Here is a 16,234-nt window from a genome sequence, read left to right as displayed (position 1 = left end):
CTTATTGCCGTAACGCCTGCCCCTCAAGCTGAATCGACGGCTTTATCCGTCACCGCATCACGCAGGCCCCTCACGGGCGCTAACGTGCTCTTTGCCGCAGATAGGGAAAAGCCAGCCAGTGGATTGCGCGAAACGCCAGATCACACAGCAGTCCCAGCAGACCTATCACCAGGATGCCGGCCATGATGTCGTCCACATGCACAAAGCGTTTGGCGCGCATCATCATGGCGCCGATACCGTCGGTGGCAGCGACAATCTCGGCGATGACCAGATAGGTCCAGCTGACGGCAAGCATCTGCCGGCAGGTATCCACAATTGCGGGTAACGCGGCAGGTACTACCACCGTCCAGAGAATTACCTTGCGTGAGCCGCCCAGTGTTTTCGACGTTTCGATAAAATCTGTCGGTACCTGCCGGACGACATCGCTGACCAAGGTAATCAGGAACCAAATCACGCCCAGAACCAGCAGTGCAATCTTCTGTTCATTCCCGGTACCCAGCCACATCAGCAACAACGGAATAAACGCCGGGTCCGGTAAATAGCGGAACGCCGAGACCAATGGACTGAAGAATGCCGCGATCAGCGGAAACGCCCCCATTAACACACCCAGCGGTAATGCAATGGCGACGGCCACCGCAAAGCTGATACCGATACGCTGCAGACTGCTCAACACGTCAGCGCTGAACTCACGCTCCCAAAAGAGCTCGCGCAAGGCTTCCAGCACCTGTAGCGGGCCGGGAAACAGCGGACTGAGGGTATCCTTGGCATTGGCGGCCACGTGCCATAACAGAACAAAGGCCAACCAAGCGACGACACCTAATATCAGCTTGGTGGTGGGTGTTACCCGTTGTTTGAAATCAAAGCTGCTCCAAATTTCTGTACCCAATCCCCGCATCAACTCTCTCCCGGCACCGTCATACAGCGGATATGCACTCAGAATGCGGTCAGGAAAGACAGCGCATTAACCCCAACAGCCTTGCCTTCACGCACAGTTTCACGCACATCAGCCGTGCCGTATTCCTCTGCCAGTACGCGCTCAACCCGGTGGCGGTGAAAGCTTTTTACCTGCCCCCAAATGCTCAATTGCTGCGGGCAGTTATCACCGTAAATTTCCCGGTGGTAAGCCGGCAGTCGATACCAGGGCATGTTTGGCTTGGTGTGATGCGCATTGTGATAGGAGAAATTCAGCGCTAGCAGGTTCAGCCATGGCCAGCGTGCCGAGATCAGGTTGCTGTAGGTATTACATTCTTCGTAGTCACGGTTGCCTTTGTACGGTGGCTTGGCGTCGGGCGTGTCCAGCGTGTAGAAAATCTCATAGTTGTGCTGAAACGAATCCATAAACCGCAGGAACGTGAGAAACAGGCAGTAAGCCAGCGCGTAGCCCAACAGCGCCAAAGGCGCGAACCAGCCAACCAAGCCAAAGCAGGCGACGCGCAGCAAAGTAATGCGAAGCACGCGGCTGCGCTGCGCTTTCTTGCTGTCATAGACAAAGGGCGCGGCGATCAGCATGCCGTGCATCAGTAGTTCCACTGCCGGGATGTAACACCACTCCAGGGCACGTACGAACTTATGCAGGACGGGACGCTGGACCAGCCAGGCGCGATAGTCGAATGCCACCGGCTCGCAGTTGTCGACGTGATGACGCATGTGCTTGTATCGCATGTCTTCATAAGTGCCGTAATGCGATCCGGTAATTACGTTCATCCAGCGCCCGAGGCGTGTGTTGTGCTCCACCTTCTTGCACAAGGCGTTATGTCCACAATCGTGCAACAGATAGGCCGCGATGGTCATCCCGTGCGCAACAGCCAGCGTGCCCAATAACAGGCTCCACCAAGTGCCGAGAAACAGCAGCGCCCAACCGCCGAAATAGGTCAACAGTACGTAACCCACTGCCAGTGTGTTGGGTAACATGCCGCTATCACGCCATAGGTTTTTGTAGAACTGCATAACCAATGTCTCCTGCTCACTTTCCAACATAAAACGCACACCGGGTTACGCGGCGCTCTTATTTGTGTTTCAACATCTGGTCTCGACCGCCATTACTGACGGTGAGAGCGCTATTTGTCTAAGCGCTGGCGCCAGCGCTTTCTTTGCGCGCAGCTCGCCAGACCTCGAATTGATCACGCTCACGCAAGCCTATCCAGCGGTTTACCTGCCAAAGGTCAGCGACCGGCATACTGGTAAAAGGCTGGGTGTGCAGATAACCGTCCGGCCCAAATTCCGGGGTCATGGTGCTGCTGGCGTAGTTTCGCTTGCTCTGGCTGGCCCAGATCGCCTGCCAGCAACGTTCGTGGGATTCCAGCGCCACGGCGTACTCCGGCGCTGCAGGGTGAGGAACTTGCGGGCCTTGGTCATAACCCACCCGGCTATGCACGTGATGCGCTTGCTCCGCCACTTCCAAAATGGTTTCCCATTCCGCATCCATGAGCCGCTCACAGACCACCACCCAATGGCTGAAATCACAGGTGATACGCAGATCGGGCAAGGCACGCAGCACGTCACGCGTTACCCAGGGATTGAAAAATGAGCGGCCCCGGTGGGTTTCAAAGCTGCAGATGATCCCGCACCGGTCAGCGAGATCCTTGGCACGCCGAAAGAAATCGATCTGCACGTCCAGCGGCCAGGCGTCACAGCCTCCCATGACGTTACAAAAACGCGGGTTCAGCCGTTTGCTGCGCTGGAGTTTCTGCTCCAGAGACACCAGGTGGTCCTCCGGCGTGGCATGGCGATCAGGTACGTAACTGCCGGTGGTACATATCTCGGCAATGTAATCGAGCCGATGCTCCGTCAGCGTGGCCTGCAATTGCTCCACCGCCGCATCATCAGCCGGCGCTGGTGCCTCCAAGCCCACAAATCCTGCGTCTACCGCCAAGGTTGCGGCCTCTTGCACACTGCCCGCGTGCCCCCACAGCGTCTTGAACAAATCCAGTCGCATGAAACTACTCCAGCCTGATAAGTTGCCTTACCAAGAGGTAGCAAAGCCCATGCCATATAGATGCAAAGTTGCATATTCCCTTGTTTTACATGCACTTCAGCATGTATGAGCACGCTCGCACTTAGATGCAATTGTGCACAGATCAAGCGCAGCGCGCGGCAAGGTGCACCAGATTGCGACGACCAGCCCGCCGCGCTTCCCTTTTCAGGGAGGAAGCCAAAACACAACGGCGTAGTGCGCACTTTATGTTCTGTGCAACACGGGTAGGGATCGCGAAATAGGTCACACAGCTTGACTAAAGGCGAGTGAGGCTTTGCACTCGCGCTGCCTGAAACAGGTGCAACGTTGCACAAGCCATGACAATGACGCCTAATAAAAGCATCGACCGACACGGACACCAGCACCCGGATGAAGAAAGCCAACACGCAGCGTATCCAGGCCGCTCAGGCAATTTTTGCGATTGACAGCTTCTGGGCAGAGACTTTCGCAGATACAACGCTCAGCGACCTGAACTATTGCGACCTGTTTACCCAGATGTGGCTAATGCGCCACGACACCCCACAGCCGAAAACCGAGCTTTATAATCTGATGCCCAATATCAGCCGGCGTACGGCGGTGAAGTACGTTCAAAAGGCCATTGACGATGGCGTATTGATTGAGCACGAGTGTGAGACCGACAAGCGTATTCGGCTGGTCACCCTGAGTGAGCGCGCAATAGATAAGGTTGAACGCTTCCTGGACCATACCTGTGCGAGCTTCAGAGATATCGGCAACTAAGCTTGTCACTTGCGCGTTCAAGCTCTCATAGCAGACTGCGCCGGGCCTCTAGCCGTCAGAAGCCCGGTGGAACGGGGGCCGATCAGGAGTCGGCCACCGCGCCCTCTGCCACTTCAGGCCGCCGCGCATACCGCTCCGCCAGCACCGCACAGACCATCAGCTGAATCTGGTGGAACAGCATCAGCGGCAGAATCAGCGCACCAATCGCGCCGCCGGCAAACAATACCTGCGCCATGGGTACCCCGGTGGCCAGACTCTTCTTCGAGCCGGCAAACAGGATGGTGATGCGATCTTCCGTATTGAAGCCAGCGCGGCGGGCCAGAAAGCTGACGATAAACAGCACCAGCGCCAGCAGCAGACAGCAGGCGATCACCAGACCGGCCAATTGGAACAGCGGCACCTGCTGCCAGATACCCTCTACCACCGCGTGACTGAAGGCACCAAACACCACCAGCAGAATCGAGCCCTGATCCACCGACTTGAGCCAGCCCTTGTTGCGGGTCACCCAGTCGCCAATCCAGCGCCGGGCAATCTGACCAGCGATAAACGGCAGCAGCAGCTGCACCACGATCTTGCCGATGGCATCCAGCGTGTTGGACTCACCGGCCTGGGCGCCGATCATCAGCAGCACCAGCAGCGGCGTGACAAAGATACCCAGCAGGCTCGACGTCGCCGCACTGCACACCGCAGCCGCCACATTACCCCGCGCCAGCGAGGTGAACGCAATCGCCGACTGCACTGTGGCCGGCAACGCACAGAGAAACAGGATGCCCAGATAGAGCTCATCTCCGACCAGCGGCACCAGCACGGGTTTCAGCGCCAGCCCCAACAGCGGGAAAAGAATAAATGTGCAGGCAAATACCAGCAGGTGCAGGCGCCAGTGCGTCATGCCGGAGATGATCGCCTCGCGTGACAGCTTGGCGCCGTGCATGAAAAACAGCAGGGCTATGGCCGCGTTGGTCAACCCATCGAAGGCCACCGCCGCCTGGCCACTGACCGGGAACAGGCTGGCAGCGATCACCACGGCGATCAGGCAAAGGGTCATGTTATCGGGAAGGAAACGCGGTCTAGCCATGCTCTGCTCTCTTTATCGGTGCTGCGTGTTATCAGGAGTTACCTATCACAGCGGCTTACGAACGACTGGCTTGTTACCAGCAATGCCGCAGTTTACTGTGTGCCATCACGACCGACTAACGCGATCTGACAACACAATGTCGAAAAACGGACACAAATCACCCATTCACCGCAGCGTACCCGAGCTGGCTGGCCTGCCCCGCCCGCTCTATGCGCGAGTGGAGTCGCTGCCGCGCAGTGCCGCCACCGAGTGGCACAGCCATCCTTGGGCGCAATTGTCGTACGCCATTCGCGGGGTGCTGTCGGTGCACACCGCACGCGGCCGCTTTCTTGCCCCGCCGCAGCGGGCCATCCTGGTACCGCCGGATCTGCCGCACGCCGTGATCAGCTCACCGGCCACCGAGATGCGCAGCCTGTATATCGAGCGTAGCGCCATTCCCTGGGTGGCAGAGCACTGCAAGGTGCTGGAGATCAATCCGCTGACGCGCGAGCTGATCAACCACTTCGGCAGCCTGCCCGCCGAGTACGATGAGCGCAGCGCCGATGGCCGTCTGGTCGCGGTTCTGCTGGATCAACTGCAAGCCGCTGCCGATACCGGGTTATACCTTCCCTGGCCGACCGAACCGCGCCTGCAGCCGCTGTGCGAAGCGCTATATCGCAGCCCCGACCTGCCCGACACCCTCAGTGACTGGGCGCAGCAACTAGCGCTATCGGAGAAAACCCTGACCCGGCTGTTTGTGCAGCACACAGGGCTGAGCTTCCGGGCCTGGCGCCAGCGCCTGCGGCTGCTCAGTGCCCTGCCCCTGCTGCAGCAGGGCGAACGGGTGACCGATGTGTCACTGGCCTGCGGCTACGACTCGACCTCGGCTTTCATCGCCGCCTTTCGCCGGCACATGGGGCTAACGCCCAGCGCTTTCGGCGAACAACACGGGCAACTCACTGCGGCGCTGCCGCCGCGTTGATCTTCAGGGTTTAGCGATCGCGGGGACCAGAATCCATTCGGCGCTGTCATTCCACACATCCATGCGGGTGATCTTGCCGTTGCGCACCTCAAAACGATCAAGATAGCGGTTACCGCTGAAGCTGCGGCCATCGGGCCATTCGCCGTACAGCGTGCCGTTGGAGTACACCACCGTGTGGTCGGCGTGCTCGGTCCAGTCGAACTGGCCCAGTTCTTTCTTTACCCAGTTGTAGCGCGCGGCGTTGAACGCGGTGATCTCGGTCGCTGAGGGCATCACGCGGCCACCAGTGAAGGTGATGCGTACATCGCTGCTCATATAGGTAGCGGCCTTGACCGGGTCTGGCGCCATGGACGCCGCCAGAAAATCGCTAACAATCTGTACCGCCTGATTTTCAATGCTCATTGTCTGTCTCTTGATTACTCACTGTTTACTAAACGCAGGGCATCGCTGCCACTGCCTGAATTCGGTGCGCAGCGCACCACCAGGGTGCGCAAAAATGGCAAAAAACCGGCTAAAACGCGGTTGAATTCCGGTTTTAAAGCATGGCCTCCATTTTGCTAGCAAATATCGTACAAATGCTAGCCATCAAGGAGAAACAACATGAAAAAGGTACTTACCCCGTTGCGCCGACTCTGGCCACAGGCCGCTGTGGTCACCGCGTTGAGCTTCATGGTGCTGAGCCCGGTGCAGGCCGCCGACACCATCAAGATCGGTCTGGTTGCGGCGCTGTCGGGCCAATCGGCGAAATCTGGTGAAGCGCTGACCCGTGGTCTGACCATCGCCATCGACGAGATCAACGCCGCCGGCGGCATTCTTGGCCAGCCGGTCGAGCTGATCCGCCGCGACGATGAAAGCAACCCGGCCAAGGGCATGCTGGCAGCCCGCGAGCTGGTGCAGCGCGAGAAGGTCGCGGTGCTGTTTGGCGGCCTGGACACCCCGGTGTCGCTGGCCATAGTGCCGCTGGTCAATCAGATGAAAGTGCCTTTCATGGGCCCGTGGGCCGCCGGCACCTCCATTACTCAGAACGGTGCCAAGGACAACTACGTGTTCCGCGTGTCGGCCATGGACGAGATCGTCGATGAAGCCCTGGTGCAATACGGCATCGATGAGTACGGCATGAGCAAGCCGGGCATGCTGCTGATCAACAACCCCTGGGGTGAGTCCAACGAGAAAGGTTTCCGCCATGCGCTGGAGTCGCGCGATATGGAGTGGGCCGGCATCGAGCGTATTGAAAGCAGCGACCTGGACGTGATCCCGCAGCTCACCCGCCTGAAAAATGCCGGCGCTGATACCCTGCTGATGGTCGGCAACGTTGGCCCCTCGGCGCAGGTGGTCAAATCGCTGGACCGCATGGAGTGGGACGTGCCAGTAGTTTCCCACTGGGGTCCGGCCGGTGGCCGTTTCAGTGAGCTGGCCGGCCCGAACGCCAGCCGTGTGCACTTCATCCAGACCTACGTATTTACCGACAACAACAGCGCCAAGGGCGATCAGGTACTGGCCGCGTTGAAAGCCAAGTACCCCGAGATCAAAACCCTGGCCGACATCACCCCGGCAGTCGGCATCGCCAACGCCTATGACGGCATGCACCTGGCTGCCCTGGCGATTGAAAAGGCCGGCTCGACCGACGGCACCGCGGTACGCGATGGGTTTTATGCCATTGACGAGTACAAGGGCCTGATCAAGGACTACAAGCCTGCCTTCACCCCCGAGCAGCACGACGCCCTGGGGCCAAAGGACTACATCTTTACCCACTTTGTTGACGGCAGCATCGTGCCGGTCAAGCCCTGAGCAAACTCGCATTACCTGGCTATACCGCGGCGGCGTAACCCGTCGCCGCCTTGAAGGAGCATCAACATGATTACCGCCGCCCTTATTAGCGGTCTCGGACTGGGCAGTATGTATGCCCTGCTGGCGCTGGGCTTTCACATTACCTACGTGGTCTCGCGAACGGTGAACTTTGCCCAGGGCAGCGCCATGATGGTCGGCGCCGTGCTGGGTTACAGCTTTCATATCACCTGGGGCTGGCCGATCTGGCTAGCGGTACCCATGACCCTGACCCTCTGCGCCGTTTACGGGCTGGCGGTCGAACGCTTTCTGGTGCGCCCGTTCAGCTCGCGTGGCTCTGAAGCCTGGCTGATGGCGACCGTGGCCGCCGGTATTCTGGTCGACAACCTGGCCATGTTTACCTTCGGCAAGGAACCTCGCCAGTTCACCTCCGAACTGGCCAACACTGGCGTCACCCTGTTGGGCGCCAATATTTCCGTATTGCAGATGCTGATTCCGGTGATCGGCGCTGCCATCGCCCTCGCACTCTTGCTAGTGCGCCGTTACACGCGGCTTGGCAAGGTGCTGGAAGCCTGCGTGCAGAACCCGCAAGCCGCCATGCTGATGGGCATCCGCGTCAACCGCGTGGTGGCCATTGCCTTCGCCGTTTCGGCGGTGTTCGCCGCGATTGCCGGCATGTTGATCGCGCCGCTGTTCAACGTCAGTGCCGAAATGGGCACGCTGTTTGGCCTCAAGGCCTTTGCCGTAGCGATTCTGGGCGGTATCTCCAGCGCCAGCGGGGTGTTTCTCGCCGGGCTGCTGTTTGGTCTGGTAGAAGCGCTGGTGACCATCTACTTCGGCTCGGCATTTACCCAAATATTCACGTTCGGACTGGTCATTCTGGCGCTCGCGTTGCGCCCCAACGGCCTGTTCGGCAGCAAGACACTGGTGAAGGTATGAACAAGCAAGCCAAGGCCCTGCTGACCCTCTGCCTGATCGCGCTGGCCATCGCCAGCGTGAGCATGGCCTTCACGCTGGATAGCTACTCGTTGCTGGTGTTCAGTTTCTTCGCACTGGCCGTGGTGGTCGGCGTGGGGCTGAACATTCTGATCGGTCTGAGCGGGCAGATTTCCTTCGGCCACATCGCCTTCTACGCGATCGGCGCCTACGTCTCGGCACTGCTGACCATGCAGGGCTTTTCGCTGTGGCTGGCGCTGCCCGCTGCCGGGCTGGTGTGCGCGATTGCCGGCGGCCTGCTGGCGATTCCGGCGCTGCGGGTCAACGGCCCCTATCTGGCGATGATCACCATTGCCTTCGCGCTGGTGGTCCATCACGGTCTGGTGGAATGGCGCAGCCTGACCGGCGGCGCCAACGGATTGATGGGCATTCCCATGCCAAGCCTGGGTGATACCGACCCGGCGGTGCTGCTGGCCTTGATCTCCAGTGCGCTGATGCTCGGCGCGTTGCTGTTCTTCCAGTTGCTGCGCAACAGTGGCTGGGGCCGCGCCATGCGCGCAGTCAAGGCTTCTGAAATCGCCGCTCGCTCGCTAGGCTTCAACCCGGTGCAGACCAAGACCCTGGCTTTTGCGTTATCGGCTCTGCTGACCGGCGTGGCCGGCGCGGTGGTCTCGCCGCTGATGATGTTCATCAACCCGGCGTCCTTCCCCTTTACCCAATCGATTCTCTTTGTGCTGGCGGTGATCGTCGGCGGTGCCGGTACCGTGCTGGGGCCAGTGCTGGGCGCACTGCTGATTGTGCTCTTGCCGGAGGCGCTGTCCGGCGCGGCCGAGTACCGCCTGCTGATTTTCTCCGGCCTGCTGCTGGGCGTGCTCTGGGTCGCCCCGCGCGGCCTGCTGGGTAGCGCGGCGCGGCTGTGGCTGAAGCCGGTTAAACAGCCCGCACCTGCTCAGGCTGACCTGCCCGTATTGAGCGCTTTCTTTGCCGGAGGACAAGCCGGCAATGGGCTTGAGGTGACCGACATCAGCATTCGTTTTGGCGGCGTGCAGGCGGCCAAGGATGTGAGCTTTAGCGCACCGCCCGGCAGCATCACCAGCATCATCGGCCCCAACGGGGCGGGCAAGACCACGGTGTTGAACATGATCAGCGGCTTCTACGCGCCTAACAGCGGCAGCATCCAGCTGGACCAGGAAGTCGCCGGTCTGCCAGCCTGGAAACTGGCGCGCGCCGGTATTGCCCGCACCTACCAGACCACTCAGCTGTTCGGTGAACTCAGTGTGCTCGACAACCTGTTGGCCGGCATGCAGCAAGGCCAGCTGGGTAACATCATCAAAGGCGCCAGCAGCCAGCAACGCGAGCTGGCGCTGCAACTGCTGGCACTGGTTGGCTACCGCGGCTCTATCAACACCCTGGCGGACGAACTGCCCCACGTGGATCGCCGCCTGGTCGAGATCGCCCGCGCGCTGGCCTCGAAACCACGGGTGCTACTGCTCGACGAACCCGCCGCCGGCCTCAGCCAACAGGACACCCAACAGCTCGCCGCGCTCTTTCGCACGCTCGCCGGCTACGGCATTGCGGTGATTCTGGTGGAGCACGACATGACGCTGGTGATGGCGGTGTCCGAGCGCATTCTGGTCCTCGATGCCGGCCGCCCGATCGCCTGGGGCTCGGCCGCAGAGGTGCGCCAGAACCCGGCAGTGATTGCGGCCTATCTGGGCGGCACCAGCTATCAGGCCACCCCGCGTGAACAGGCCTGGCGCGGTTCGCGCGATGCGCGTTTGTATATCAAGGATCTGGTACTCGACTACGGCGCTGCACCGGTGGTCGACAAGGTCAATCTGGTGGTCAATCCCGGCGAGCTGATTGCCATTCTTGGCGCCAACGGCGCGGGCAAATCCAGCATTCTGCAAAGCCTGGCTGGCCTGCACCCGGCCACCGCCGGCTCGATCCTGCTGGATAACGAAAGCATTCATCACCTGGATGCCAGCCAGATCGCCAAACGCGGTTTGGCGCTGGTGCCGGAGGGCCGGCAGATGTTCCCGCAGCTGACGGTACGCGACAACCTGCTGCTCGGCGCGTTTTCGCGCACCGACAAGGTCGATGAGGCGGCGGAAATCGACGCCATTCTGCGCCGCTTCCCGCGCTTGCGTGACCGCATCGACAGCCCTGCCGGACTGCTGTCCGGCGGCGAGCAACAAATGGTCGCAGTCGGCCGCGGGCTGATGGCCAAACCGAAAATCCTGCTGCTGGATGAGCCCTCACTGGGACTGTCCCCGGCGATGATCGGCGAGCTGTACGACGCCCTGGCCGCACTGCGCGATGAAGGCGTGACCCTGCTGCTGGTCGATCAGATGGCCAATCTGGCATTGCAGGTTGCCGACCGCGCCTATGTGCTGGAAACCGGTCGCATCGTCAAATCCGGCAGTGCCGAGGCATTACGCGGCGACCGCGAGCTAGAGGCAGCCTACCTGGGCCAAGGTCAGGGCACAGGTCAAGGCGCAGGAGCAGTGGCATGACCGCCTTACGCCTGATCAACGCCCGCCTGCCGGAACAGGCCGAGCTGTGCGAGCTGCGCATTGAAAATGGCTACTTCGTCAGCGATTTCAGTACCGGACAAACACCAGCCAGCCTCGACCTGCAGAGCCAACTGGTGCTACCCGGCCTGCTGGAAACCCATATCCACCTGGACAAGGCCTGCATCATGAGCCGCTGCCAGCTGCAGCACGGCACCCTCGCCGAAGCGGTTGAGCAGACCCGGCAGGCCAAGGCGGCCTTTAGCGAAGAGGACGTTTACCAGCGCGGCGCGCAGGTGCTCGAGCAGGCCATACTGCAAGGCACCACCCACATGCGCACCCACGTGGAAATCGACCCGCAGATCGGCCTGACCGGGCTGCACGCGGTTTTGCGACTGCGCGAGGATTACGCCTGGGCCATCAGCCTGCAAATCTGTGTTTTCCCGCAGGAGGGCATGCTCAACAACCCCGGCACCGAGGCGCTGCTGGTGCGCGCGCTGCAGCAAGGCGCCGATCTGCTGGGCGGCTGCCCCTACACCGACAGTGACCCTGATGGCCAAATAGAACGCCTGTTCGCGCTGGCGCAGGCGCACAACTGCGACCTGGACTTTCATCTCGACTTTGATTTGAACCCGCAGCAGATGGGCATCGACAAGGTTATCGAATGCGCCGAACGCTACGGCTGGCGAGGCCGCGTTACGGTAGGCCACGTCACCAAGCTCTCGGCACTACCCCGCGAGGAACTGCTGGCCAAGGCGGCGCAGTTGGCGCAAGCCGGGGTGAATGTCACCTGCCTGCCGAGCACCGACCTGTTTCTGACCGGCCGCGAGCTATTCCACAACAAGCCACGCGGCCTGGCGCCGCTGGCGCAACTGGATCAGTGCGGCGTGACCTGCTCGCTCTCGACCAACAACATCGACAACCCCTTCACGCCCTACGGTGATGCCTCGCTGGTGCGTCAGGCGAACCTGTTTGCCAACGTCAGCCAGCTGGCTACCGAGGCCGAATTGCTGCGCTGTCTGGCTTGGGTTTCAACTGAATCGGCGCGCTTGCTGCGGCTGCCGGACTACGGCCTGACACCCGGCTGCAAGGCGGATTTTGTGGTGTTTGATGCCCCGAGTGCGGCGGCGGTGGTCGCGCAGATCAAGGCACCACTGATGGGCTTCAAGGCCGGGCGCCAGACCTTTGTGCGCGAGCAGCCGCAGCTGCTGGCTCCGCACCGGCATCAGCCGCTAGAGATCGGACAGCGCCTGGCGTAGGTCTATCTCGGCGGCGGGCACCTCGTTCAGGTCGAGCTGACTTTCCAGCTCATCGAGGTGCTCGATCATCACCCGCACGGCGCGCCCATGATCGCCCTGCTCCAGCGCGGCGAGAATCTCTTCGTGCTCGTCCGAGGCGCAGGACGGCACGTCATTGCGCTGGTAAAGCGCGACTATCAGCGAGCTGCGCACCATCAGGTTGGCCAGAATTTCCTTCAGCACCTGATTGCCACTGAGATCGCCGAGCATCAGATGAAATTCACTCAGCTCACGCACGATGTCGCGGCGGTCGGTGGAGTCGGTCGCCTTGCGCTCATTGCACACATGGTTGCTCACTCGCTGCCGGTGCTTGTGCATGGCGGCAGGCGTAATACTCTCGACAATCGCCCGCTCAATCGCCCGCCGCGCCACAAACACATCCCGCGCCTCGGCAGCACTGGGCTGCGACACCAGCGCGCCCCGGTTCGGCTCGATGGTCACAATGCGCTGCAACGCCAGCCGCTGCAACGCGCTCTGCACGTGATTGCGGTTGGCCTTGAGCGCTTCAACGATCTGCGCCTCGACCAGCCGGGTGCCCGGCCGCAGGCGGTGCTGGGCAATTGCCTTGGAGAGCGCATCGAAAATACGCTGAACTTCGGCTTGTTTGGCGGTTTGGGTTTTCGCGACCATGATTCTCTCGTCGGACCCTTTTGGTCTGGGCAAAAGGGCGATGGCTAGCAGTAGCGCATTATCACCCTGCGCAACGGGCTGATACAACCGGCCGCTTGCGCCGCGCTGGCGACCACAGCGTCAGAGCCACGATCAGCCAGGCTCGCCCAGCGCCGTACCCTGCCCACGCGGATCGTGCATCGCATACCGCCGGCCATCGGTTTCGATGGCGATGGCGCCGGCCTGCCCGGTGAACGGGCTGAGCGCCGGAATGCTTTCCACCTCATGCCCCATCTGCGCCAGCCCGGTTACCACGGCAGGGTCGATATCCGCCTCCAGTTTGAGATTGTCGGTACTGTCGAAGAAGCTGCGTCCCAACAGGAAGCGTGGCATGCGCAGCGCCTTGTCGATCGGTTGCGCGAAGTCCACCAGCTGCGTTGCCAGCACCATCTGCGTCTGCGGCTGGCCATCGCCGCCCTGGGTACCGAAAAACAGCCGGCGGCCATTGTCTGCCAGATACGCCGAGGGGTTCAGCGTATGCGCCGGCCGCTTGCCGGGCGCCCAGGCGTTGGGATGGGTCGGGGCGGCATTGAAGCCGGCCGCGCGGTTCTGCCAGAGCACCCCGGTGTCACCCATCACGCAACCCGAGCCAAAGTCGTGGAACAGACTCTGGATCAGGCAGGCGGTGCGACCCTGCGCATCGGTCGCGGCCATCCAGATGGTATCCGCCGGACGGCCCGGCTCGCTCCAGGGCGCAGCGCGCTGGTCATCAATGATTGCCGCATAATCGCGGCCACAGCCACTCGACAGGCTGGCAGCGTAATCCCAGTCGATGCTGGCCGGATCACATAGCTCAGCATTGCGCCGCAACAGCCCCTGTTTGATCGCCTCGACCAGATAATGGTAGTAACGCGTGCTGCCATTGCCGCAGGCCGCCAGCGCCTTGTGCTGCAGGGCGGCCATGGCTTGCAGGGTATACAACCCCTGACAGGGCGGCGCGACGTTATACAGAGTGCCCTGCCGATAACGAATCGACAGCGGCGCCAGCTCTTCAGCGCGGGTCGCTGCCAAGTCTTCACGGCGCAAGCCGCAGCCAATCCGCGTGAAATGCTCGGCAAAAGCACTGGCCAGCTCACCGTGATAAAAGTCCTGCACGCCATGCCGCGCCAACTGCTCAAGGGTGTTGGCCAGTTGCGGTTGGCGCAGCCGGTCACCGGCCTGCAGCCAGCGCCCGTCTACCTGACACAGCGTCTTGAGATCCGGCAGGGTTTCGATCAGCGCTTGCCGCTGCTGTTGCCAGAACAGGTGCGACGCCGAGACCTCGGCCCCTGTCCGCGCGACCTGCGCGGCGTCCCCGAGCAGGTCCTGCCAGCCCAGGCGCGAGCCCCACTCCTGCCGGCTGATATTCTGCGCGGTCTGCCAGCTGGCCAATGCCCCCGCCGTGGTCGCCACCGCGCTCGGCCCGCGCAAGCCAATCACCCCACCCTCGGGCAGCTGCTGCCCGGCCTGACCGATCCCCATAATGGTGCGCACACGCTTGTCGTGAATCATCCACAGGGCGTCACCACCCAATCCAGTCATGTGCGGATACACCGCCGCCAGCATGGCGCTGGCTGCCAGCATGGCGTCAATCGCGGTGCCGCCCGCCTGCAGAACCCGCATACCTGCTGCACTTGCTTCGCCGTGGGGAGTACAGATCACCCCGCCGTGGGATTGCGCCAGCATTCAAACCTCTCTTTCCTAGCCAAAATTTATTTAATTGCTAGCAATTAAAGCAAGATTCATTCCGGCCTGACGCTTCAGCGGGCTTTCACATTGCGCTCACCGGCTGAGCACCGCGACCAATGCGCACGGCGCGGCGCGGGGCTAGACAGGACTGCGTATACTTCTAAGCTGGACAAGGGCGCAGCCGGCTGCGCCCCACCCAGTAGTCACAAATCCCGCAGAGGAAACCCTATGAAACTATTGACCCCGGCCCTGCTTGCAGCGGCAGCCTTGCTGTCGCTTCTGTCCACTGCCAGCATGGCAGACTCCCCGGTAGCCCCCGGCTACGAAGAAGAAGCGGCCCGCGCCACCGCACTGCTGAACAAGGCAGTGGCTCTGTACAAGGAAGAAGGTAAAACCGCCTTTGCCAAATTCAGCCGCCAGGGCGAGTTTACCGATGGCGACCTTTACGTCTACGTGCTCGACCGTGATGGGCGCATGCTCGCCGCCGGCGGCCCTTCTGCCGCGCTGATCGGACGCGACGTGTCGCCGCTGCTGGACGACGAGCTGAAAGAGCACCTGGCCGAAGCGCTCAAACAGCCCGACTCTGACAAGATCTACAGCGACGAGTATCGCTGGATGAACTGGCGCGACGGCAAGGTGGAGCCCAAGCGGGTTTACTACCAACTGTATGACGACAAATCTTTTGCTGTGGGCTATTTCGTGCAGCGCTCCAGCCCCGAGGCTGCAAAAAAACTGCTCGACGACGCTGCCGCGGCAGTACAGGAAAACCCGCAACAGGCTATTCAGCGCATTAACCAGCTCGATCCCCAGTTCAACCGCGACGACCTTTACGTGTTTGTGGCTGACCTGACCAGCCAGACCATGGTGGCGCATGGCTACAACCGCCGACTGATCGGTATTCACTTCCCTGACATGAAAAACCCAGCGGGTATTCAGGTTGGCCAAAAGCTGATCGATGCCGCCAACGCCGGCGAGAGTGCGGTCACCTATGAATGGCCAAACCCCGTCACCGGGCACCTGGAAGAAAAGGAAACCCTGATCCGCAAGGTTGGTAATTATCTGGTCGCGGTCGGCTACTACCAGGAAATCGAGCCAGCGGCAGAGTAACTGCCCGGCGCCCAGCCAAAGCTCAACCGCGCGCACTGGCGCCTTCGAAAAAAGCCGGCCTTTTCAGGTCGGCTTTTTCTTGCCCGCCGGTCGCCCGCGCCGGGATGCAGAACCTAACCGGCGCGGCAAGGTCAGAGATTACAGTGCCGCAGACAAAAAACTGTGCTGCTGCAACGTACAGGTACTGCCGGCTCCGCTGTCTATAACAAGGAGAAACACCCATGGTGACGCATTTCATGCACGACGGTCAGCTTGCCTGTGGCCGCGAAGGCGACCTGACCAGCAGCACCGAGTTGAACAAGGTCAAATGCCGCAACTGCCGTAATACCGAGGTGTACAAGCAGGCCCGCAAAGATCAGCGCAACGCCGCACGCCGTGCGGCGCGTAAGGGCGATGCAGCGCACAGCACGAGTGCCTGGCGCACGGCCTGGAGCCAGCGATTGGCGGCCCTCAGCGGGCCGCAACGGCTACCTCGCGGCTTTGGTCAGCAAGCCTACGTCTGACCCTGTT

At 61.3% G+C, this 16,234-nt stretch carries 15 protein-coding genes; 8 read left to right on the top strand and 7 right to left on the bottom strand.

Annotated features, from left to right (window positions below; genetic code table 11):
- Positions 1-79 precede the first annotated feature (79 nt).
- The 3 genes from BLU26_RS14510 to BLU26_RS14500 form a co-directional block, all read right to left on the bottom strand.
- Positions 80-886 (bottom strand): ABC transporter permease, encoded by an 807-nt coding sequence (locus BLU26_RS14510; protein ID WP_197674492.1) that lies wholly within the window; start codon positions 884-886, stop codon positions 80-82.
- Between the two features lie 47 nt (positions 887-933).
- Positions 934-1,947: a fatty acid desaturase family protein gene (locus BLU26_RS14505; RefSeq protein WP_092287589.1), complete on the bottom strand. Its 1,014-nt coding sequence runs from the start codon at positions 1,945-1,947 to the stop codon at positions 934-936.
- 118 nt (positions 1,948-2,065) lie between these two features.
- Positions 2,066-2,935: a sugar phosphate isomerase/epimerase family protein gene (locus tag BLU26_RS14500; RefSeq protein WP_092287588.1), complete on the bottom strand. Its 870-nt coding sequence runs from the start codon at positions 2,933-2,935 to the stop codon at positions 2,066-2,068.
- A 408-nt stretch (positions 2,936-3,343) separates the two neighbouring features.
- Between BLU26_RS14500 and BLU26_RS14495 the strand changes: the two genes are divergently transcribed.
- Complete coding sequence (locus BLU26_RS14495; protein WP_197674491.1) at positions 3,344-3,712, top strand: hypothetical protein; 369 nt, start codon at positions 3,344-3,346, stop codon at positions 3,710-3,712.
- An 82-nt stretch (positions 3,713-3,794) separates the two neighbouring features.
- Here the strand turns inward: BLU26_RS14495 and BLU26_RS14490 are convergent, their stop codons facing one another.
- Positions 3,795-4,787, bottom strand: a complete 993-nt coding sequence (locus BLU26_RS14490) for a bile acid:sodium symporter family protein (protein WP_092287587.1) — start codon at positions 4,785-4,787, stop codon at positions 3,795-3,797.
- A 136-nt stretch (positions 4,788-4,923) separates the two neighbouring features.
- Here BLU26_RS14490 and BLU26_RS14485 point away from each other — a divergent pair, with 136 nt between their 5' ends.
- Positions 4,924-5,748 carry an AraC family transcriptional regulator gene (locus BLU26_RS14485; protein WP_092287586.1) on the top strand — a complete coding sequence of 275 codons (825 nt, stop codon included), beginning with the start codon at positions 4,924-4,926 and terminating at the stop codon, positions 5,746-5,748.
- Positions 5,749-5,751: 3 nt separating this feature from the next.
- Here the strand turns inward: BLU26_RS14485 and BLU26_RS14480 are convergent, their stop codons facing one another.
- Positions 5,752-6,150, bottom strand: a complete 399-nt coding sequence (locus BLU26_RS14480) for a nuclear transport factor 2 family protein (protein ID WP_092287585.1) — start codon at positions 6,148-6,150, stop codon at positions 5,752-5,754.
- 198 nt (positions 6,151-6,348) lie between these two features.
- Here BLU26_RS14480 and BLU26_RS14475 point away from each other — a divergent pair, with 198 nt between their 5' ends.
- The 4 genes from BLU26_RS14475 (at position 6,349) to BLU26_RS14460 (ending at position 12,241) form a co-directional block, all read left to right on the top strand.
- Positions 6,349-7,536 carry an ABC transporter substrate-binding protein gene (locus BLU26_RS14475; protein WP_092287584.1) on the top strand — a complete coding sequence of 396 codons (1,188 nt, stop codon included), beginning with the start codon at positions 6,349-6,351 and terminating at the stop codon, positions 7,534-7,536.
- Positions 7,537-7,602: 66 nt separating this feature from the next.
- Positions 7,603-8,472 (top strand): branched-chain amino acid ABC transporter permease, encoded by an 870-nt coding sequence (locus BLU26_RS14470; protein ID WP_092287583.1) that lies wholly within the window; start codon positions 7,603-7,605, stop codon positions 8,470-8,472.
- A complete protein-coding gene (locus BLU26_RS18790) occupies positions 8,469-10,985 on the top strand; it encodes a branched-chain amino acid ABC transporter ATP-binding protein/permease (RefSeq protein ID WP_092287582.1) in 2,517 nt (838 codons plus the stop codon). Before BLU26_RS14470 ends, BLU26_RS18790 begins: the two co-directional genes overlap by 4 nt.
- Positions 10,982-12,241 carry an amidohydrolase family protein gene (locus tag BLU26_RS14460; protein WP_092287581.1) on the top strand — a complete coding sequence of 420 codons (1,260 nt, stop codon included), beginning with the start codon at positions 10,982-10,984 and terminating at the stop codon, positions 12,239-12,241. The genes BLU26_RS18790 and BLU26_RS14460 overlap by 4 nt, the downstream gene beginning before the upstream one ends.
- Here the strand turns inward: BLU26_RS14460 and BLU26_RS14455 are convergent.
- Positions 12,215-12,910 carry a GntR family transcriptional regulator gene (locus tag BLU26_RS14455; protein ID WP_092287580.1) on the bottom strand — a complete coding sequence of 232 codons (696 nt, stop codon included), beginning with the start codon at positions 12,908-12,910 and terminating at the stop codon, positions 12,215-12,217. The two genes, BLU26_RS14460 and BLU26_RS14455, sit on opposite strands and share 27 nt — an antisense overlap.
- 132 nt (positions 12,911-13,042) lie before the next feature.
- Positions 13,043-14,614, bottom strand: coding sequence for a gamma-glutamyltransferase family protein (locus BLU26_RS14450; protein WP_092287579.1), 1,572 nt, complete (start codon positions 14,612-14,614; stop codon positions 13,043-13,045).
- A 231-nt stretch (positions 14,615-14,845) separates the two neighbouring features.
- Between BLU26_RS14450 and BLU26_RS14445 the strand changes: the two genes are divergently transcribed.
- Entirely contained in the window at positions 14,846-15,724 is an 879-nt protein-coding gene (locus tag BLU26_RS14445) for a cache domain-containing protein (protein WP_092287578.1), read from the top strand.
- A gap of 221 nt (positions 15,725-15,945) precedes the next feature.
- The gene (locus BLU26_RS14440) at positions 15,946-16,227 is read left to right on the top strand and encodes a hypothetical protein (protein WP_092287577.1); all 282 of its coding nucleotides are present in this window, start codon (positions 15,946-15,948) and stop codon (positions 16,225-16,227) included.
- Positions 16,228-16,234: the final 7 nt, after the last annotated feature.

This window comes from Halopseudomonas sabulinigri (assembly GCF_900105255.1).
In the GTDB taxonomy this organism is placed as follows: Bacteria; Pseudomonadota; Gammaproteobacteria; order Pseudomonadales; family Pseudomonadaceae; genus Halopseudomonas; species Halopseudomonas sabulinigri.
The sequence above is the reverse complement of the archived record's forward strand: the minus strand, read 5'-3'. Positions and strand labels throughout refer to the sequence as shown.